The organism is Bacillus sp. Bos-x628, assembly GCF_040500475.1.
GTDB lineage: Bacteria > Bacillota > Bacilli > Bacillales > Bacillaceae > Bacillus > Bacillus maqinnsis.
In genome coordinates this window covers 1,790,745-1,810,882 of record NZ_CP159358.1, presented here as the reverse complement: position 1 = coordinate 1,810,882, position 20,138 = coordinate 1,790,745, and the positions used below count along the sequence as shown (strand labels likewise).

Here is a 20,138-nt window from a genome sequence, read left to right as displayed (position 1 = left end):
CTATGTACATGAGTGAAAAATATAACATTCCTAATCTATCTGATGAAATTTATTTTTATTTAAGTTCTGTCACCTATAGAGGTAAGGAGCTTAAACGAGCGAATACAGATAAAAAACCCTTAATAACTGAGGATAAAAGGAAAGCTTTTTATGTAGATAAAATCAAAAAAGACCCAGATACAGGGTTAGATGTGTACGTCTTTGTACAAGCCAAGAAAAAAGAGGGTAAATGGGTAAAACCTAAAGAACCTGAAAATGTTGTCGTGGGATTTCAAGGAACAAATCAAGAGCAATTAAAAGCTGACATAATCAGTGCAGATGGCGGTAATGTAGTCATGGGATTCGATCCGAAAAAGCAAGTCAAATACATCATGAAAAAAGATGCGTCCATAGACTCTAAAGCCATTACTACGTATAACGGTAGCATGGAACAAGCCATGTTGATGAAAAGTGGAGAATACAAAATTGTCACTAAGACATCTCAATTTGATCAAGGTGATAAGCTCGTCGCTAATGAAGTGAAAAAGTATGCTGGCACGAACACAGTCATTTCGACAACGGGTCACTCACTTGGTGGAGCAGATGCCGAGTACGCTGGTGTAAATAATAATGTTTACAGTGTAGCTTTTAACAACCCTTCCATTGTTAAACTGCATGATGAAGAGACCCAAAAGAGAATAAGAAACGGCGAATTTGATCTATATCACAAAGCAATCATTAATCCTGATGATATGGTGGGGGCTGGCTGGTTTTTAGACTACGACAGACATAACGGAACAACTATATACACGAAAGATCCAAGTATTGCACGTCAGGATCGTGCAAATCGGCTTAATATGTCGCTCGGTGTTCCTGGTGTTTTAACCAGTCTAATGACAACATTTTATGGCCAAGCATTTGCAAAAAATCCTGATACTCACAGTTTAAGTGACTCAAATTTTCAATTCGATCAGAATGGTAAAATTAAAAGCGTTGATGGAAGCAACGGGGTTTATAATCAAAATATTGAATCTTTTTCATCTTTCTCAGGTATGAATGGACAGACCATTAAAGTTGATGAAAAGTATGCAAAAGAATTGGCTCATCGATTGCAGGCAGCTATCGAAGACTTAAAAACAAAGAAACAAGTCATTGAACGATTCCCTCATGATCACAACAAAATGGTTTATGACGTGAAATCTATTTGCGGAAAGAGATTAGGAGAATTCAAGGATTTAGATCCAAGTGATGTTGATAAAGCTGTATTGTATCACGCGCCTTATGTGAAAGATGGGGCAGCATTTTATGATTCAGAAGAACAGTATCAAACTGAGGCTGCTCTACATTATTTGATTAGAGATTTAGAGGATATTAGTGAGTTTATAGTTAAAATGGCGGAGGATTTAAAAGATAAGGATAATGAATTAGCAAGATGGTTACGGTTGTAAGGAGGATTTCAATTGCCATATGGAGTTAATATGGATGCAGATGAGTTTTACAGACGATTACAACAGAATGAGGAATTAAAAAACATTGTGGGTGCAAGTTTAAAAACTCATTGTCAGAATCTAAAAGAAGACACAAAAAACGCAACAGATTTTTCTTCATCACAACAGGTTATAGCTGAAGTATACGTTGCTTTACTTTGTTCATTTGAAGGGAAAGCAAAAGAAGCATTAGTACAAAGGCTTAAAGATAATGCTACTATGCTGACAACTGTCACAGAGAACAGAAGCACTTTTCTAAGTAGTATAAAAACTAATTAAATAAAATCGCCCCTTACATGTGACTGACCCAAAATTTTGAGACGGGGATCAAAACAACCTTTATGGAACAGCCAGTTGCCGAAACGCTTTCGGTGACTGGTTGTTTCATTTCAATTTCGTCCAATTTTTTCACTTGTGTTGGATTCATAATGCCTATCTTGTCCGTGATTTCTTTAGTTGGAGTGCTTGCTAAACGTCATTTGTACAGACGCTTCTTTTACATTTGCTGGGTAACTGACTCTTGTTCCCATACAAAAACACCTCTAAATTGTTTTCAGGTATGCTAATACCTCATTTCAACTTAAAGGTGTTTTCTTTGTCTCACTTTATGGGTCAGTTCCAGAGCCTTTTTTGTTATTTAATAAATGCCTTTCATCGCTTTCTTAATCACCGGTGAAAGAACAATCATCACGACGCATAGAATCATTGCGATCAAGCCGATAATGCCGAAATAGATGGTATCTGGCACTTTACCAAAAAGTTTAACCACTTGCGCATTGATCGCCTGTGCCATGGCATTTGAAAGGAACCAAAGGCTCATAGTCTGTGCTGAGAAGGCAGCAGGTGCAAGCTTTGCCGTTGCTGAAAGTCCAACTGGTGACAAACATAGCTCTCCAATGACGACAAGGAAGAAGCTAAGGACAAGCCATAATGGACTCACAAGTGTGTTTGGACTAGACATATTGGCAGGAATGATCATAATCAGAAAAGATAAGCCTGCAAACAGAAGACCAATTGAGAATTTAATAGGGATTGATGGTTGTTTCTTTCCAAGTCTGACCCATAACCAGGCAAATACAGGGGAAAGCAACACAATAAAAATCGGGTTCAGCGATTGGAACCAAGAAGGTGCCAGTGTCATTCCAAGGAAATGCAAGTTTGTTCGTTGATCCGCATATGTGGCTAAAATGTTTGAGCCTTGTTCTTGAATAGCCCAGAACATGACAGCAGCAAGGAACAAAGGAATATAAGCTAATACCCTAGATTGCTCCACTTTACTTGTCTTTTTACTGAAATACATGATAATAAAATACACAATTGGAATGATGACACCAAGCACACTGACAAACCAAGTAAATAGGTTGATGGTGATGTATCCGGATTGAATGCCTAAAATAGTGAAAACTGCTAGCACAACCACAGTCACTGTTCCAAAGATTTTGATGTTCTTGCGTTCAGTTGCTGAAAGCGGGTTTGTTACATATGTGCCGGCCAGACCTAGGTTTGGCTTTTTCGTAATCACAAAGGTAATCAAACCAACAAGCATACCAACGGCAGCAAGTGAGAAGCCAAGATGGAAATTCACTTTTTGACCGATTGTTCCGACAATTAACGGCGCAATAAAACCACCCATGTTAATGCCCATGTAGAAAATGCTAAACCCAGAATCCCTGCGAGGGTCCGTTTTTGTATACAAATCTCCGACAATGTTTGAGACGTTAGGTTTAAGAAGACCTGTTCCAATAATAATTAGCCCCATACTAATAAAGAGCGCTGTTACCCCGCTTGGCAAAGCCAAAATGATATGACCAAGCATAATGAAAACCCCGCCATAAAAGACCGTGCTAGACGAACCGAACACCCGATCAGCGAGCCATCCGCCAATAATTCCTGACATATAGACAAGGGCACCGTAGACAGACATGATCGAGTTGGCTGTTGTTTGGTCAAAGCCAAGCCCGCCTTTTGTCACCTCTGTGTACATGTAATAAATAAGCAGTGCACGCATGCCATAATAAGAAAAACGCTCCCAAAACTCAGTGAAAAACAGTGTATAAAGGCCTTTAGGATGTCCGAAAAACCCTTTTTGAGGAACACTTTTAACAATTTTATCGTGGTCAATTGTAGACATGGCATAAATCCTTTCTTAAAAAAGAGATATGAGAAAAATAATATTCTTGTATAGTTCTTGTGTCAATATAAAACTATTCTAAATCAGGAAAATGTTAGTTCAATAGGAGTAAAGACTCAAAAAGTTTGAAAATTGATTCACGTGAAAATGTCGAGAATACAATCTTGGAAACATTTATATAAAATTTAATCTATTGTATAAGCTAATCTCCTTTACATGAATTGGATGACTAGAGGAATTGTGGATGATACAAGTATTGAAACATACTCGCCTGCCACCTTTATTCACATCTTGGGCTGTACCATTACTGAATCAAGACGTCATAATATATCAATTACAGGTTGCGACGGAGGGATTGTCGAGAACGGTTTGCTTGAAAAAGCCGGTGTGGATGGAGCAGAGCCGAGAATGGGGATTGTTATCGAAGGATATGGAGAAAGTGCAACAAACCTCTAGGAATCGCTGAATATCCAGACTCGATACAATATTATCAGGGGCGGAGCAGCAAGTGCCATCTATAATTTCAATGGCTATGGTGTGGTGATTGAAGTCAGTTTTGACACCGAAACGATCATTGCAAACAATGTGATTCGTCTAAAGGAGCGAGTGTGACAAAAACAGGTACTACAAGCCTAGGTGTATCGCTTAAGTCAAACAGCAAATCATGTAATCATCGTTGACAACATGATTGAAGGTTTTCAGACAGGTATTGATGTGATGGGAGACATTGTTCACATCACAGAGAATAAAATCAGTCAATATGAAGAAGCTGCCGTGAATGTAGAAAATAAATTTGATTAATCCCATCATTAAAAAGTATGAAAAAAAGATGACCAAACCATGATAAGTTCATGAAATCGGTTGAATCCAATTGAGATTTGAGAAGGAACGTGTAAAATGAAGCTACATAAAGAAAAACAGTGCAACAGCGGAGGCTGATGATGAAGATATTAATGATTGAAGATAATCAGAGTGTATGTACCATGACAGATATGTTTTTTCAAAGAGAGGGGTTTCAAGCAGAATTTGTTCATGATGGGTTGGAGGGATACAATCGGTTCAAACAAGAGAATGATTGGGATTTATTGATCTTAGATGTCATGCTTCCTTCAATGGACGGCTTAACGATTTGCCAAAAAGTGCGACAGACCAGCGACGTTCCGATCATTATGCTGACAGCAAAGGAGACAGAGTCTGATCAGGTTCTTGGATTTGATCTTGGTGCAGATGATTATGTAACCAAGCCTTTTAGTCCACTGACATTAATGGCGAGAATCAAAGCTATGAAACGCCGATTTGCTCACACACCCACCCAAGAAGAAGTAAAAGAGGATGAACGGCTTGACACAGCCCATTTTCAGCTAAATAAAAAAACGAGAGAAGTCTTTCTTGATGGGAAACGAATTGAGAATTTGACGCCAAAGGAATATGACCTGCTTTGCTTTTTTATTCAACATCCTCGTCAAGTCTTTTCGCGGGAGCAATTACTTGAACAAATTTGGGGGTATCAATTTTATGGAGACGAACGGACTGTTGATGTACATATCAAACGGTTGCGCCAAAAAATTGGGGACGGACCTAAACCCTTTTTATATACGGTATGGGGCGTAGGGTATAAATTTGATGAAGATTAAATACTTTTATCAGCTACTGATCAGTCACCTTGGGCTATTACTTATTGCCATCATTATTATCAGTTCCTTGTTATCTCATTTTGTGAAAGATATTGCTTACCAGAACAGGGTAGATGAAATGAGCTCGTATGGGAATGAAATATTGCAGAATTTCAAATTATTGCCTAAAACTGAAATGATCTTCCGACTACGTCCATTTGAAGATATTCTCTCGACAAGACAAATTCGTTTTTTCGTGTTTGATGAAAAAGGAGATGTGCTATCTCAACAGCAAGGTATGCCGCCGCACGAAGCCTTATTGCCAAAGGATTTATGGGCCAAGCTCTCAAAGGGAGAACAGGTCATTGTGAAGCGGAGTGACTCTTGTCGCCTTGATCAAGAAGCAACTCTTGTGGCGCTTCCTGTGATGGAGGACGGGAAGTTGAAGGGCGGGGTTGTCCTCATTGCCCCAATTCAAGGGGCTGAACAACTGATTGCCCAGATGAATCGTTATTTGTATATCATTGTGTTTGTTGCCTTGACGATTACCTTTATTCTAAGTCTCTTTCTCTCTAAATTTCATGTGAATCGAATCAAGAAGCTGAGAGAGGCAACAGCGAAGATTGCCCAAGGTGATTACAACATCAACCTTAAAAACAAGCATCTTGATGAAATTGGGACACTCGGTGAGGATTTTAATATGATGGCAAAACGTCTCCAAAACTCAAGAGAAGAAATTGACCGGCTCGAAAAACGAAGACGACGATTCATTGCAGATGTGTCTCATGAATTGAAAACACCGCTGACCACTATTCGTGGATTGGTTGAATGGCTGAACACATCTGATGTGTCGCCGGAAGAGAAGGAGAAATGTTACGCCTTAATCACAGACGAGACTAAACGCATGTTGCGTCTTGTCAATGAAAACATGGATTATGAGAAAATTAGATCCAACCAAATCACCCTTCAAAAATTTCACTATCCACTCGTCGATACCTTTGAAGTGATAAGAGAGCAGTTGAGCCGAATAGCTGAAGAGAAAAACAATACACTGATTGTGGACGTTGATCCTCAACTAAAGGTCTATGCAGATTACGACAGGCTGATTCAAATTCTCGTCAATATCACAAAGAACGCCATCCAATTTACAGAAGGCGGTCAGATTTCTTTACGAGGAAAACAAGGGCATCAAGAGACGATCATTGAAATTGAAGACACAGGTATAGGCATTGCCCCAGATGAAGTAAAGCACATATGGGAACGATTTTATAAAGCCGATATCTCTAGAACGAATACACCGTATGGAGAATACGGACTCGGTTTGTCCATTGTGAAGCAGCTTGTGGATCTACATGAAGGCCATATTGACTTGAAAAGCGAGAAAAACAAAGGAACGACGTTTACCATTCGTCTGCCGCTCCCAGAAGAAAAGAAGACAAAGAGCTAAAATCAACTTCATTTTAGCTCTTTGTCAACAATTTGCAAGGCTATCCAATGTGATGAGCCTTTTGATGTGAAACCATGATTCTATGGAGTGCCGCTTAGTTTTTGATAAACGTTAAGCCGATATGAGCAAGTGCTTGCGGCAAGTCTTTGTGAATCGGAATATCTTTAAATGAAATATTAGATTGAAGCGCACTTAAAGCAAGGTCCTGTTTAATGCCTGTTAAAACAGCCGTCATGCCCAAAAGCTTCAAAGTTTGGGCATAGTTTACTAAGTATTGAATGCTTTGTTCATTTAGCCGTTTCGTACCAGATACATCAATGACCAAATGAGAGAGCGACAGCCTGTAGCTTTCCTGCAAAATGGTCTCTAAAATAAGCTGGGCCCGTGTCTCTTCAATATCACCAAGAAGCGGGAGAACAGCCACACCGTCAACAACAGGGACGATTGGTACAGATAAATGCTGAATTTGACGGTTTGCACGGTCAAGCTCCAGTACGTAACTTAATACAGAAGCCATCGTTTCAAACATGTGAATATGCTCTTCTGTAAATTGCTGTGGTCTTAAATCAAGCCCGCAAAGCGTACCGTAATTCGAGCCATCTCCAAAATGAATGGGAACCCCAATAAAGGAGCCCCCTCGGAGCCGTTTCGTGACCTCTAAGTATTTAGACCGCTCGTCCAATCGAATATCTGGGATCACGAGTGTATTCTGGTGATCAACCGCTAGCTTGCAAAGTGTTACCTCAAAAGGAAGCTCTTCTCCTTCTTCAAGTAGCTGTTCCTCATGATGTAACACCTTCACAATCTGATTGATGTTCTGATCATTTTTCGCAATAAACAGTGTATTCACATCAATGAATTTCCTCATCATGTTTAAAATGCTCGTAGAAGCGTCATCAAAATTTCGAAACTGTTTCAATAGTTGTTGACGGGACATTGTTTTAGGGCTCCTTGTACATCCGACGTAGAATCGGAACAATAGTTGATTTGTTTCTATCATACAAAAACAGACGATAAATAGAAATACTTTTCATGCGCGTATAAACCAAAGGGTATTTTTGTAAAAAAAGACTGCCGTTCTTGGATTAGGCAGTCTGAATGTTAAAGTGAGACAGGCATGGTGGACATTGAGAAAAATTCCTCATACAATGCCTTGACGGCTTCTTTTTCTTGAGCTGCTTTGACGCCGAACATCATGCTGACTTCTGAAGAGCCTTGGTTGATCATTTCAATATTCACCTTGGCTTTTGACAAAGCCTTGGCAGCTCTTGCAGTCGTACCAACGTTATGCCGCATGGCTTCTCCCACCACCATAATCAGGGAGAGATCTCGCTCTAAGACAACCTCGTCTGCATCAAGCACCATTTTCAGGCGGTCGAGGAGCTCTTGTTCAATATGCTGCTCTTCTAGTTGATCCTGCCTTAAAATAATGGTCATATCATCAATTCCAGAAGGTGCATGCTCGTAGGTAAGATTATACGCTTCTAATGTTTGCAGCACCTTACGTCCAAAACCAACTTCTCGGTTCATTAAATATTTACTGATATAAATGCTACAAAATCCATTGTCTGATGCGATGCCGACAACTGGTCCATTTGTGTAATTCCTTTGATTCACAATTTTTGTCCCTTTAGCCGATGGGTTATTTGTGTTTTTAATCTGAACAGGAATACCTGCTCGAAAGGCTGGAATAAGTGCTTCATCATGGAATACAGAGAAACCAGCATATGACAGCTCCCGCATTTCCCTATACGTGAGTTCTGTGATTTGCTTTGGCTGGTGAACGATCGTTGGATTGACGGCATAGACTGCATCAACATCTGTGAAGTTTTCATACACATCTGCCTTCAAACCATTCGCCAAAATCGATCCTGTGATATCTGAACCGCTTCGAGAAAATGTGACGATATCACCAGTGAGACTAAAGCCAAAAAATCCAGGGAACACTATGATGCCGGAGCGTTCTCTTAATTTGTATAAATGATCGTATGATTCTGGTAGTACTTGCGCATGACCAGGCTCGTCACTGACAAATAAACCAGCTTCTTTCGGATTGACATAGTGCGCTTCGACCCCTTGATGGCGGAAATAAGCAGCAATCAGCTTTGCGTTATTATCTTCACCGCTTGCTTTAATCGCATCAAGGTAACGATCAGAATGAGTCGAATCAGCCTGTAATAATGTGTCTAGGTCGTGCCGAATGGTGTCAATAATGTCATGACCTAAACCTAGTTCATCAGCAATGGATGCGTATCTTTCAATCACGGCTTCCTTTAAATCATTTGCTTCACCTAATTGTAAATATTGTTCACCGCAGCTAATTAATAAGTCGGTGACTTTTGTATCGTTTGAATGCCGTTTTCCTGGTGCGGAAACAACGACTGCTTTTCGAGATGGATCTGCTGTAACAATGTCAAATACCTTTTGCAGTTGCTTGCCAGATGCAAGGGAACTGCCACCAAATTTAACGACCTTCAATGCATACATCTCCTATAGTAAAAATTTTCTCACAAATTGAATTGTTACTATTATCAACTCTTTTCTCAGAATTATCAAGTTTTTTCTTTACAGAAAGAACAAATGTGCTTTTGGAGAGGACGTTTACTTTGATGTTCTTCAAATCATTTGCGAAACTTTCTTTGTCGCTCTCGCTTGTAAATTTAGCCAAAAGAAAAGCACCTCCAAATAGTAGACTGCATCTAACATTTGGGGTGCACTTCACATGACAAACTCTTTTTCAATTTAAGAAGATGACGAGGAGGAAAGGTCCTGTTTCATCAGTTTATTCTCGCGTTTTTCTTTTAAGAAAAGAGACATGATCAGCCCAATTATAGCAATGAGACCAGCGACAAAGAATGCCGTATTCATGCCATGTACGGCTGATTTCAACGGATTGGCTAGTTCTGCATTTGCAGCAGAGCTGCTCATAACCGAGACAAGCAAGGCTGTACCAATCGAACCGCCGATCTGTCTCATCGTGTTATTCATCGCTGTCCCATGCGGGATGAGATGAGGAGGTAAAGAGTTAATGCCGGCTGTTGTTAGTGGCATCATAATCATCCCTACCCCGATTAAACGAATGGTATAAGCAATCGTAATCAGTGTGATAGACGAATCAAGGCTCAGCATCATAAACGGCAAGGAGGTCACTGTTAATATTGCAAATCCGCCTAATGCCAGCCCTTTTCCACCGACTTTATCAAATATCCGCCCGATAATTGGTGACAGAAAGCCCATAAATAAAGCGCCTGGCAATAAGATAAGACCCGTATCGAGCGCTGACAGTCCTCTGACATTTTGTGTATAGAGCGGCAGGATTGTCTCAGTCCCAATCAATAAAGCAAAGACAAGCATACCGAGGAAGGTGGTTAAGCTAAAGATCGCAAACTTAAATACACCAAACTCAAGCATCGGTCTTTTCAAATTCGATTGTCGAAGGATAAAGAAGAACAAGCTAACGGCTCCAACAATAATCGAAATAAGTACAGTCGCACTCGTCCATCCGTATGACCCGACACTAGAAAATCCATACAGTAAACCGCCGAACCCGAAGGATGACAGAGTGATTGATAAGACATCAATACGTGTTTCTCTTTGCTGTGTGACGTTTTTCATTAAGAAGAAAGCAAGAATGAGGTCAATGATACCGATTGGCAAAACAATATAGAATAAGTATTTCCAAGTAAAAGTATCCACGATCCAGCCGGCAAGTGTTGGTCCAATCGCCGGTGCGAATGAAATGACAAGTCCGACCATTCCCATCGCTTGTCCGCGTTTCTCTTTCGGGAAGATCGTTAAAAAGATGGTTTGCATCAGTGGCATTAAAATGCCTGCTCCAGCTGCTTGCACGATACGTGCGGCAAGCAATACGGGGAAATTCGTTGCAAACGAAGCAAGAATAGTTCCTGCTGTAAAAATGCTAAGAGCCGTTAAGACAAGGGTGCGGCTCGAAAACTTCTCAATTAAAAAGGCAGTAATCGGAATGAGAATCCCATTTGTCAACATAAAGGCTGTTGTTAGCCATTGGCCTTTGTTGACATCAATATGAAATTCTTCCATGATATGTGGAATTGCTGGAATTAAAAGCGTTTGGTTCAAAATCGCTACGAATGCTCCAACGAGGAAAATTCCAACAATCACAGGTCGATTATACGATGTATGTGTGGTTGATTGGTTCAATGTAATCCCTTCTTTATCTATAAAATGATGCTTTTCAGCTGTGACACGTCTTGAGTTAAAACGCTATTTTTACCTAAGTAATCAAGCATTGAGCTGATTAAAAAGGTTCTCGGTTGTTCCTCTGCCAATTCTTGTTTTAATAAGTTGAAAGCAGACATAAGGTCATCTTTTTCCATGCTATGTGAAATTGCGTGTAGTTGCTGTTCGATTTTAGCTAAGTACGTCGTTGCAAGATTCTCTTCGTTCATGTCATCAGTAGATGAAAGCAGGTATGATTCCATCAACTCGTCTGTCAATACAGGCTTTTTTGAGCAGGGCTGTTTTGACACCTGATCCATGACGCCGATGATCATCTCTGCTACATTTTCTAAGCGGATGTTCTTCTGTTCAATGGCAAGCATGAGAATCATCTCTCTCATTAATCCATTTAAGACAATGACAAGGTCCCACACATATGGTGCGACAGACTGACCGTACGTACTTAAAATGATGTCACGATGACGCTGCATAATAATGGACCGCGTCTCACGCAAATGCTTCTTAACAATGGGTGAATGCTGAGAAAATGCTTCAAATGACAGCATGTTCAAAAATTTATGATTCTCTTTAAACTCCTCAAGCTCCAACTTGATTTTTTTTGTGAATTTTTCCTTCTTGGAGAGTGTCGATTCTGAATGAATCATTTTAGAGATTTCCCGCATTTTCTGCTGATTAAATTTAATGAGTTCAAGTAGGAGAGCTTCTTTTGAATCAAATAGTTTGTAGATCGACGCTTTTGACATTTTGCAGGCATCTGCAATCGACTGCATTGACACGCTCATATAGCCTTTTTGTGAAAATAGCTTTTTGGAAACCCGCAGAATTTCTTCTTGCTTTTCGTTCATGATTTCAAGTCCTTTCCAAATGTATAAAACCGGATGGTCACAAAGGAAACCGAGTGGTCACTTTTGAAATCATAACAAAACAAAAGGCTCTTTTCAAGAAAAACGAACGATAAAACCCCCTGGCTGTTTGACAGGAGTTAAAGGGCATTTTAAGGCTTTGTCATTGACTTATCTTTTGATTTGACCAATTCATTTACTGAAAAGTCCCTTTTTTCAAGGCAGATACCGTGCCATCTTGGAAATGACTTCTTAAATCGCACCTCCTTTTTTATTCCCCATAAATCGCATCATACAGCCGCTTCACCGCTGGCTGAATGTCTTCCGGTCGCATATGAGAGAAGCCAAGAACAAGTGGAACAAAGCCTTCTTTATGACCAGGCATGTCTTCACTCAAGGCAAAACGAGCCATTCCGTACATTTTCAGCTTTCTTTGTTTGGCACGCTGCAAGATCTCATGCTGGGTTCGGTCTGAGCGAAATTCAGCGACAAAATGAAGTCCGGCATTTTCACCAATAATCCGCACGTCTCTGGCAAAGACTGTTTCCAGCTCTCCAATGAGTTGCTTCCGCTTTTCCTCATATAATCCATTCATTCTTTTAATATGCCGCTGATATGCTCCGTCTTTGATAAAGTAAAGAAGCGTATATTGGGTAAATAAATTGGCTGTTTGGATCAAGAAATGTTGCTTCTCTTTATATTGTCTTAATAAGTGCTGTGGCAGCACCATATAGCTGAGGCGCAAGCCAGGAAGCAGTGATTTTGAGAAGGTTCCCATATAAATGACTTTGTCGTACCGGTCAAGACTTTGCAGAGCCGGAATGCTGTCTGTCCCATATTTAAATTCACTGTCATAATCATCTTCAATGATATATCGATCTGGCTGATCAGCCGCCCAGTTTAATAACTGGATTCTCCGTGAGATCGGCATGATCACCCCTGTTGGGAACTGATGGGAGGGTGTGATGATCAACACATTCGGTCGTTTTCTGTGAATGTCGTTCATGCGCACACCTTTCTGATCAATTCCGATTGTTTCAATTCGGTGATGATTGTTTTTCAGCATTTGATATAGCCGGCGGTAACCGGGGTTTTCTAACCCGTATACTTTGTCAGTTGGAAGAATGCTAGATAACGAATGAATGAGCGATTGTGTGCCTGCGCTTAAAATGAGCTGTTCGGGATAGCATTTGACCCCTCTAGCAAGTCCGATCAATCGGGCAATGGTTTCCCTTAATTCATAAACCCCTTGCGGATGCGGAAGTTCACTAAATGCTTCTTGATGTAGGCTGATCGCCTTTTGCTCACATTTCAGCCAGCTTTTAAAAGGAAAGTTTGCCGTATCAACAGAGATGTGTGAAAAAGAATACCAGTCGTCTCGTGAAAGGGGCTCTTCCTTTAAGTCTTCTGGAAGGGAGGAAGGCTTCAACTGGTCCGATTTTTGAAACGTTTCAATTGATTCTACAAAAAAACCTTTCCTCTCAACAGAATATAAATATCCCTCTGCTAACAATTGCTGATAGGCGCCATTGACAGAATTTACACTGACCTTTAAAGAATTCGCTAATTCTCGTTTAGAAGGTAATTGATCATGCGGCAGCAGATTTCGATTTAAGATTTCGTCCTTAATCTTCGTATAAATCTGGTGATAAATAAATCCGTTTTCCCTTGTTTGATCTAGCTGAATCGTCAGCATGTGTTCATCCATCCTCTCTGGTACCATCAAATAATTGATATTGGTACTTTCTATCATACCAAAAAATATTCAGAATAATAAGAAACACATAAAGGGGATGGATGACAATGAGTCAAACGACAACAAACCGTTTTTCAACAGAGGAATGGCAGGAAAAAAGAGATCAATACGTCGCAAGAGGCGTAAGCAATGGCAACCGTCATCTTGCAGCGAAAGGAAAGGGAGCCGAGCTTTTCGATATTGATGGGAATCGATTTATTGATTTTGCAGGTGCTATTGGTACTCTAAATGTAGGACATTCACATCCAAAGGTTGTGGAAGCAGTCAAGGCACAGGCAGACAGTCTGATTCACCCAGGGTTTAACGTCATGATGTACGAATCTTATATTGAACTGGCGGAAAAGCTGTGCCACTTGACGCCAGGAGACCATGAAAAGAAAGCGATTTTCTTAAATTCAGGGGCAGAAGCCGTTGAAAATGCTGTGAAAATTGCACGTAAATATACAAAGAGGCAAGCGGTTGTTTCTTTTACACGAGGCTTCCATGGAAGAACAAACATGACAATGAGTATGACGAGTAAAGTCAAGCCTTATAAGTTTGGCTTTGGACCATTCGCATCAGAAGTCTATCAAGCACCTTACCCTTATTATTATCAAAAGCCTGAAGGATTAAGTAATGAAGCGTATGACGATTATATCATTGATCAATTCAATCAATTCTTTATCGCTACGGTTGCACCTGAAACGGTTGCTTGTGTGGTCATGGAACCAGTCCAAGGGGAGGGCGGGTTCATTGTTCCATCCAAGCGATTTGTTCAGCATGTGGCATCTTTCTGTCAACAGCATGGGATCATATTTGTCGCTGATGAAATTCAGACAGGATTTGCAAGAACAGGAAAATATTTTGCGATTGAGCACTTTGATGTTGTTCCAGATTTAATCACGGTCTCTAAATCTCTTGCAGCAGGTTTACCGTTAAGCGGAGTCATTGGTAGAAAGGAATTGCTTGATGCAGCAGATCCGGGAGAATTAGGGGGAACATATGCAGGAAGCCCGTTAGGATGTGTCGCGGCACTTGCAGTTCTTGATATCATTGAAACAGAACAATTAAATGAGCGGTCTGAACATATTGGACAAACTATTGAGGACAAGGCGGATGCATGGAAAAAGACTTATCCGTTCATTGGAGAAGTCCGTAGATTAGGGGCAATGGCAGCCATTGAAATTGTAGAAGATCAAACAACGCGTACACCAGATAAGAAAAAGGCCGCAGCGATTGCAACATATGCAAATGAGCATGGTCTGCTTTTATTAACGGCAGGGATTAACGGGAATATTATTCGTTTCTTAACACCACTTGTCATCACTGATGAGCTGCTACAAGAAGGACTAGGCATTATCGAGGACGCCTTCAAAGTGCTCTAAACAACAAAGGGGGATGGTTGTACGAAAACCATGTCGCAGTCTGACGTACTGTTTTGTCCATGGATGCGATGCTTGGCTGGGGTTGGGTTGTACTTTCGGAAGATTGAATGTTGACAGCAAGATTTTTAGGCAGTGTCATTGCCTTTATTATAGGGGGCATTCTTGTTATCTTTATTGGACCCACGTATGCCGAGCTTTCGTCTGCTATTCCAGAGACAGGTGGAGAATTCGTGCTTGTCTAGCGGGCTTTTAAAATGAAATCGGCTTTTATCTTGGCATCTCTTTAACATAGCCAACTGAATGGGTTTTGCTTTTAGGTTGGCTACTCATTGGGTATATACTGTATGTAATGAATCCAAGAACGAAGGAGAAGGTAGAGCATGACAAACGAACTCAAAGTGTATAATCCAGCAACGGGCGAGGAAATTGCCTCTGTTGCCCAGCATACAAAAGAACAAATTGAAGAGGCAATTGTACGCTCGCATCATGCGTTCAAAACATGGGGTAAAACATCAGCACATGAACGTGCAAATATCATTCGCAAATGGTTTGATCTCATGATTAAACATAAAGAAAGACTTGCGAAAATCATCACGGAAGAAAATGGGAAGCCGTATCAAGAAGCGTTAGGGGAAATCATATATGCAGCTGGATATATTGAGTGGTATGCAGAGGAAGCAAAGCGTATCTATGGTCGTACCATTCCGTCTCATACGACGAATAAACGTCTTCTCGTGACAAAACAACCAGTAGGTCCTGTCGCAGCGATTACACCATGGAATTTCCCAGCAGCGATGATCACGAGAAAGGCAGCGCCCGCACTTGCAGCAGGCTGTACCTTTATAGTCAAACCTGCTGAAGACACACCGCTGACAGCGATTGAACTCGTGAAATTAGGTCATGAAGCTGGTATTCCAGAGGATGCGCTGCAATGGGTTATTGGAGATGGGAAAGAAGTTGGTGAAATGTTCACAGATAGTCCGTTGATTCGCAAGATCACATTTACTGGCTCAACACCAGTCGGGAAGCACCTCATTAAAAATAGTGCCAGTACGGTCAAACATGTATCAATGGAGCTTGGCGGTCATGCCCCGCTCATTGTAGACAAGGATGCAAATCTTGAGTTGGCTGTGAAACAGGCAGTGGCATCCAAATTTCGAAATGCAGGTCAGACATGTGTCTGTGCCAACCGAATCATTGTGCATGAAGACATTCATGACGCATTTGTAAAGCAATTCAGCAAAGAGGTGGAACAACTGAAGGTTGGAAATGGCTTTGAAGAAGGCACGTCCATCGGCCCAATTATTAACAAGCGTGGATTTGACAAGATTGTCGATCAAATTCAAGATGCGGTAGATAAAGGAGCGAAAATTATCGTTGGTGGGGAAACAAATTACGATGATGAGAAATCTTATTATTTTGTACAGCCAACGGTTCTCACGCAGGTTAATCCTTCAATGAACATCATGCATGAGGAAACATTTGGCCCAGTGGCCCCGATTACGACTTTTAACACATTAGATGAAGCCATTGAGCTAGCTAACGATACACCTTTTGGACTTGCGGCGTACTTCTTTACTGAAAATTACCGGAATGGACTCTACATTTCTGAACATCTCGATTACGGAATTATCGGCTGGAATGATGGCGGTCCATCGGCAGTTCAAGCACCTTTTGGCGGAATGAAGGAGAGTGGAATTGGTCGTGAAGGTGGCATTGAAGGCATTGAGCCATATTTAGAAACAAAATATGTATCCATCGGTTTAGATGGGTAATCAATATAATAGGTTTGTTAGACTGCCCGAGATGTCTCGGCAGTCTTTTTTCATGTTAGACAGCTGGAGGGAACAGTTGATCAACAGTTTCTCTCGTCTCTTGAAGAATTTCATGGATGTAATCAGCAGATGCTCGATCAATACTGCCAAATAAAAGGCGTTCAACAGGTTCGACGCCAATAAATTGAAAGACTTCCGTATCAGTCGTCATATGGAGGTTCGTGACGACACTGTTTGTATCATGGACATTCTTTGGGGCATCATGCGTGTTAATGATCACGCCTTTTTTATGATAAAGCAGACTCTCAATACCGTGCTCTGTTACACGATACGCAAACCCTTCTGAAAAGACATGTTCTACGTAGTCTTTTAAAATGGTCGGCAGACCTGTCCACCATATTGGAAAGATAAATGTGAGGACATCCGCTTCTTTGATGAGCATCTGTTCTAATTGAATAGCTTCCGGCACATCACCTGTTTTCATGGCAATCTTTTCTTCTTTGGTGATTCCTGGCTGAAAGTTGAGTGAATATAAATCTCTGACGGTCACTTGATGACCATTATTTAAAAGGGTGCTGACAACAAGGTCTAATATGGTTTGGTTTAAGCTTTGCTGGGGATGAGCAAATATCACAAGGTGATTCATTTTATATCCTCCTAAATGGTCGTGTTTTTATTATGGCATGCACCTGCATCCTATTCAATCCTATATTGGAAATGATAGGTTGGGAAAATAAAAAGCTATCGTTTTGGGAAACGATAGCTTTTTGTACATGATTTATTTCTTTCTTAAAGCGAGTCCAAGGGCAATAAGTGCCACGACAAGGCCTGTGATGGAAAGACCAAGCACTAGAGGGGAGGAGGAAGAAGTTGCTGTTTCCTTTGATGCCTGTTCTTCTTTTGGTTTTTCTTGACCATGTGAATCCGTTACAGTATTGGTTGCTTCAATGTTTGTGATGGAATGCGGTTTGTCAGCATCTTTATCGCCAGTCCATTCAACGACCGTTCCATCTTTATAATATTGGTACGCATCCCATTTTGCTTCACCAGCTTTATCAGGGTTTTTTGCCACAAATAAAAATTGCTGGAACTGACCGGCAAGTATACCATCACCCTTTGCTTCCCAAGTAACTCTTGTGACCTTGCCGTTTTTCTCTTCGGTTGTCGTTTTCCAGCCAGGTACTGGCTCGTATTGTTGGAATTCAACACCTTTAGGCATTGTGACGACAACCTTTGTTGTCGGGCTGTCACTTTCTGATGGTACTTTTAACGTATAGGTCTCCCAAGCATTTGTAGCAGATGTGTCAGGCTTGACGGTTACGTGTGCACTGACAGGAATGGCAATTAAAAATGAAGCGACAAGCATCGGTAATAAAGCTTTTACGTATTTTTTCATTTGATATAAGCTCCTTTTAATTTTTTCTAATAAATGTTGTATCAATGTTTTCAAAGGAACCTGTTAATGCATGGATGTCAATTTTCCAAGTTCCTTTTTCATTTAATAAGAGATTTTCAGCAGAGAAATGTCCATTCTTTAATCGTTTCAGTTGAAATTCACTAGGTTTAGGTTCTCCAAACAACGCAACTTTATGGATGGTTGCTGTCACCGATTGAATGTCTGTGATCGTTTGTCCGTCCTTTTTCGTAAATGCAACTTCAAACGTATTTTTACCAGGTGCATTCGGCGTGATGCTCAATGAAACAATGTCATGATGCTCGATCTGATTTGCCCCGAAAAATGGCTCTGGTGCAGGCGGAGGAGGACTAGGAATATTGGTAAACGCAGCCGTTATGAACAAAATGGCCATACCAATGATCCATTCCGCCCGCAAGGAGACGTGTCGTTTCTTCTCTTTTCCCCATCTCAGCATCAAGTAATGGATCAGTCCAAGAAGGCCCATGATGATAAATAAACCAAGCTTGATGAAAAATGTGCGTCCATAGGCTGATTGGAAAAGCGCATCAAACGATTGCAAAATAAAAATGGCATTCACAAATCCTGAAAACACAATGAGCCCGACTGAGACCAGCGCCCACGGATGAAAGGCTGAAAGTGTACTGCGTATGAGCGGCTGATCTTCATTCGGCAGCTTCTTGATTAAAAGCAGCACAATGGCAGTTAATCCGCCGACCCAAATGGATGCAGAGACGAGATGGATGAAATCAAGTGACGTTGTTAATATTTTATTATCTGTAGCTGCTGGATGACCGATTTGTGCTTTCAGCCAAAGTAACAGAGCAAAAACGAGCAGCGGAAACAGCCATATCCGAAAAGAGGTAAAGTTCCCTTTCCCCATTGCCACGATACTCCATATGGTAAGAAGCACAAACGACACCATCAACATTATCCATAGGCTCCCGCCAGAAGTAGAAGCAATGGTTTCTTGTAAAAGAGACGGCTGAAATGCCTTCCAAATGGACACATTTGCGGCAGATTTAGTTTGAATGGGCAGTTGAAAAACGAGTGCTCCGCCCATCATGATCAGTGATAACGTCATCATCCATTTCATTCGTTTTGCCAATGGGACTGAAATCTTCGATTGAAACCAAAAGAGTCCAAACAAGATCGTTCCTAAGTATAAACTAAACGACGTATAAAGAAAGGCTTTGTCAATTGTAGAGGCCACATCAATGGATTCATTGGATGGACCTTGATCTAACTGGTTAAATCCCCCGTCCGCTTTTCCAATACTAAATGGAATCATCCCTGATACAGAGTGTCCATCTGCTGATACGGCATTCCATTGAATGGTGTAAATCCCTTTCGGTAAGCCTTTTTTTAATGAAGCTTCCATCATTTTTTGGTCTTTAATGACCGTATCTCCATTGTCAACACGATCACCTTTTGAATTGAGAACCTTAATGGCATGAAAACCGCTTTCGATCCCTTCACTAAATGTAATAGAGACTACAGGAGGCTGTTTCTGAAGCTCTTCATTTGCCGCTGGATTCGAGCTCACCACGTATGCATGGGCGAATGCTTCCTTCGGTATAAAAAAAGTGAGCATAAGCGTCAGAAACAGCAGCCACTTGCTATATTTCAACAATGTCAATAACCGCCTTTCTACCTATGACAATTTCTCATGTATTAGAAAGAAAGCGGCAGTAAACTGTGAAGTCACAGAAAAACCGCTCTTCCTATTGTGCCGCCCACTCTAAAAGGTAAACGGAACAACAAGCAAGATGGTTCACTTTTCCTGTGTGTTGTCTGCGCAGACTTTTCTTCAATTGATAGGTTTGATCAATATAAGACTATTCGATTTGGTATAGAGAAACAAGAAGTGCACATTTGAAAGTTGTGAAATTCCAATGAATTTTGTTTTAAAAAGACGACTGATCAGCCTTTTGATACATCATAAGAAGAATCCACATCATTTTTCAATTTTGTCACACACTAAATGACAAAGTGATATTTAGTTTCAATTGAAGGGGAAGTGGAAGCGCTTTACGATAGATGTAAGGGCTCGACTGAAACAGTTCTTATATCTTTTGACTTATAAAGCCCTGAATAAAGGGAAAGAAGAAA

The 20,138-nt window shown here is 40.8% G+C and carries 17 protein-coding genes and 1 pseudogene; 8 read left to right on the top strand and 10 right to left on the bottom strand.

From position 1 onward, the window contains the following. The first annotated feature begins 8 nt into the window (after positions 1-8). Both ABVJ71_RS09520 and ABVJ71_RS09515 read left to right on the top strand, forming a co-directional pair. Positions 9-1,427 carry a lipase gene (locus tag ABVJ71_RS09520; RefSeq protein WP_353853816.1) on the top strand — a complete coding sequence of 473 codons (1,419 nt, stop codon included), beginning with the start codon at positions 9-11 and terminating at the stop codon, positions 1,425-1,427. 12 nt (positions 1,428-1,439) lie between these two features. After that, positions 1,440-1,745 carry a hypothetical protein gene (locus ABVJ71_RS09515; protein ID WP_353853815.1) on the top strand — a complete coding sequence of 102 codons (306 nt, stop codon included), beginning with the start codon at positions 1,440-1,442 and terminating at the stop codon, positions 1,743-1,745. A 358-nt stretch (positions 1,746-2,103) separates the two neighbouring features. Here the strand turns inward: ABVJ71_RS09515 and ABVJ71_RS09510 are convergent, their stop codons facing one another. Beyond that, the gene (locus tag ABVJ71_RS09510; RefSeq protein ID WP_353853814.1) at positions 2,104-3,597 is read right to left on the bottom strand and encodes a peptide MFS transporter; all 1,494 of its coding nucleotides are present in this window, start codon (positions 3,595-3,597) and stop codon (positions 2,104-2,106) included. A gap of 216 nt (positions 3,598-3,813) precedes the next feature. Between ABVJ71_RS09510 and ABVJ71_RS09505 the strand changes: the two genes are divergently transcribed. From ABVJ71_RS09505 to ABVJ71_RS09495, 3 genes are all read left to right on the top strand, one after another. Beyond that, a complete protein-coding gene (locus ABVJ71_RS09505) occupies positions 3,814-4,053 on the top strand; it encodes a hypothetical protein (protein WP_353853813.1) in 240 nt (79 codons plus the stop codon). A 485-nt stretch (positions 4,054-4,538) separates the two neighbouring features. Further along, complete coding sequence (locus ABVJ71_RS09500) at positions 4,539-5,231, top strand: response regulator transcription factor (protein ID WP_353856628.1); 693 nt, start codon at positions 4,539-4,541, stop codon at positions 5,229-5,231. Then, positions 5,221-6,657: a HAMP domain-containing sensor histidine kinase gene (locus ABVJ71_RS09495; protein ID WP_353856627.1), complete on the top strand. Its 1,437-nt coding sequence runs from the start codon at positions 5,221-5,223 to the stop codon at positions 6,655-6,657. Before ABVJ71_RS09500 ends, ABVJ71_RS09495 begins: the two co-directional genes overlap by 11 nt. A 94-nt stretch (positions 6,658-6,751) precedes the next feature. Here ABVJ71_RS09495 and ABVJ71_RS09490 read toward each other — a convergent pair whose 3' ends face one another. From ABVJ71_RS09490 to ABVJ71_RS09465, 6 genes are all read right to left on the bottom strand, one after another. After that, positions 6,752-7,594, bottom strand: coding sequence for a GAF domain-containing protein (locus ABVJ71_RS09490; RefSeq protein ID WP_353853812.1), 843 nt, complete (start codon positions 7,592-7,594; stop codon positions 6,752-6,754). 164 nt (positions 7,595-7,758) lie between these two features. After that, positions 7,759-9,135, bottom strand: a complete 1,377-nt coding sequence (locus tag ABVJ71_RS09485; RefSeq protein ID WP_353853811.1) for an aspartate kinase — start codon at positions 9,133-9,135, stop codon at positions 7,759-7,761. Then, complete coding sequence (locus ABVJ71_RS09480) at positions 9,122-9,325, bottom strand: hypothetical protein (RefSeq protein WP_353853810.1); 204 nt, start codon at positions 9,323-9,325, stop codon at positions 9,122-9,124. The genes ABVJ71_RS09485 and ABVJ71_RS09480 overlap by 14 nt, the downstream gene beginning before the upstream one ends. A gap of 74 nt (positions 9,326-9,399) precedes the next feature. Continuing rightward, positions 9,400-10,836 carry an MDR family MFS transporter gene (locus ABVJ71_RS09475; protein WP_353853809.1) on the bottom strand — a complete coding sequence of 479 codons (1,437 nt, stop codon included), beginning with the start codon at positions 10,834-10,836 and terminating at the stop codon, positions 9,400-9,402. A 17-nt stretch (positions 10,837-10,853) separates the two neighbouring features. Further along, a complete protein-coding gene (locus ABVJ71_RS09470; RefSeq protein WP_353853808.1) occupies positions 10,854-11,720 on the bottom strand; it encodes a TetR/AcrR family transcriptional regulator in 867 nt (288 codons plus the stop codon). A gap of 268 nt (positions 11,721-11,988) precedes the next feature. Next, positions 11,989-13,413: a PLP-dependent aminotransferase family protein gene (locus tag ABVJ71_RS09465; protein ID WP_353856626.1), complete on the bottom strand. Its 1,425-nt coding sequence runs from the start codon at positions 13,411-13,413 to the stop codon at positions 11,989-11,991. 107 nt (positions 13,414-13,520) lie between these two features. Between ABVJ71_RS09465 and gabT the strand changes: the two genes are divergently transcribed. From gabT to ABVJ71_RS09450, 3 genes and pseudogenes are all read left to right on the top strand, one after another. Next, on the top strand, positions 13,521-14,837 hold the full coding sequence (gene gabT, locus ABVJ71_RS09460) for a 4-aminobutyrate--2-oxoglutarate transaminase (RefSeq protein ID WP_353853807.1): 1,317 nt from the start codon (positions 13,521-13,523) through the stop codon (positions 14,835-14,837). Positions 14,838-14,867: 30 nt separating this feature from the next. Beyond that, positions 14,868-15,076 (top strand): annotated as a pseudogene (locus tag ABVJ71_RS09455) (amino acid permease); the annotation flags it as partial. A gap of 141 nt (positions 15,077-15,217) precedes the next feature. Continuing rightward, positions 15,218-16,612 (top strand): NAD-dependent succinate-semialdehyde dehydrogenase, encoded by a 1,395-nt coding sequence (locus tag ABVJ71_RS09450; protein WP_353853806.1) that lies wholly within the window; start codon positions 15,218-15,220, stop codon positions 16,610-16,612. A gap of 55 nt (positions 16,613-16,667) precedes the next feature. Here the strand turns inward: ABVJ71_RS09450 and ABVJ71_RS09445 are convergent, their stop codons facing one another. From ABVJ71_RS09445 to ABVJ71_RS09435, 3 genes are all read right to left on the bottom strand, one after another. Then, complete coding sequence (locus ABVJ71_RS09445) at positions 16,668-17,258, bottom strand: NAD(P)H-dependent oxidoreductase (RefSeq protein WP_353853805.1); 591 nt, start codon at positions 17,256-17,258, stop codon at positions 16,668-16,670. A gap of 132 nt (positions 17,259-17,390) precedes the next feature. Beyond that, positions 17,391-18,008, bottom strand: a complete 618-nt coding sequence (locus ABVJ71_RS09440; RefSeq protein WP_353853804.1) for a DUF1775 domain-containing protein — start codon at positions 18,006-18,008, stop codon at positions 17,391-17,393. A gap of 16 nt (positions 18,009-18,024) precedes the next feature. Then, positions 18,025-19,659 (bottom strand): copper resistance CopC/CopD family protein, encoded by a 1,635-nt coding sequence (locus tag ABVJ71_RS09435; protein ID WP_353853803.1) that lies wholly within the window; start codon positions 19,657-19,659, stop codon positions 18,025-18,027. Positions 19,660-20,138 lie beyond the last annotated feature (479 nt).

Bases quoted from the DNA above. Each gene is read 5' to 3' on its own strand.
- ABVJ71_RS09465 (WP_353856626.1), bottom strand. From the start codon at position 13,413: ATGCTGACGATTCAGCTAGATCAAACAAGGGAAAACGGATTTATTTAT.
- ABVJ71_RS09490 (WP_353853812.1), bottom strand. From the start codon at position 7,594: ATGTCCCGTCAACAACTATTGAAACAGTTTCGAAATTTTGATGACGCT.
- ABVJ71_RS09445 (WP_353853805.1), bottom strand. From the start codon at position 17,258: ATGAATCACCTTGTGATATTTGCTCATCCCCAGCAAAGCTTAAACCAA.
- gabT (WP_353853807.1), top strand. From the start codon at position 13,521: ATGAGTCAAACGACAACAAACCGTTTTTCAACAGAGGAATGGCAGGAA.
- ABVJ71_RS09505 (WP_353853813.1), top strand. From the start codon at position 3,814: ATGAATTGGATGACTAGAGGAATTGTGGATGATACAAGTATTGAAACA.
- ABVJ71_RS09520 (WP_353853816.1), top strand. From the start codon at position 9: ATGAGTGAAAAATATAACATTCCTAATCTATCTGATGAAATTTATTTT.
- ABVJ71_RS09440 (WP_353853804.1), bottom strand. From the start codon at position 18,008: ATGAAAAAATACGTAAAAGCTTTATTACCGATGCTTGTCGCTTCATTT.
- ABVJ71_RS09500 (WP_353856628.1), top strand. From the start codon at position 4,539: ATGAAGATATTAATGATTGAAGATAATCAGAGTGTATGTACCATGACA.
- ABVJ71_RS09495 (WP_353856627.1), top strand. From the start codon at position 5,221: ATGAAGATTAAATACTTTTATCAGCTACTGATCAGTCACCTTGGGCTA.
- ABVJ71_RS09470 (WP_353853808.1), bottom strand. From the start codon at position 11,720: ATGAACGAAAAGCAAGAAGAAATTCTGCGGGTTTCCAAAAAGCTATTT.
- ABVJ71_RS09510 (WP_353853814.1), bottom strand. From the start codon at position 3,597: ATGTCTACAATTGACCACGATAAAATTGTTAAAAGTGTTCCTCAAAAA.
- ABVJ71_RS09450 (WP_353853806.1), top strand. From the start codon at position 15,218: ATGACAAACGAACTCAAAGTGTATAATCCAGCAACGGGCGAGGAAATT.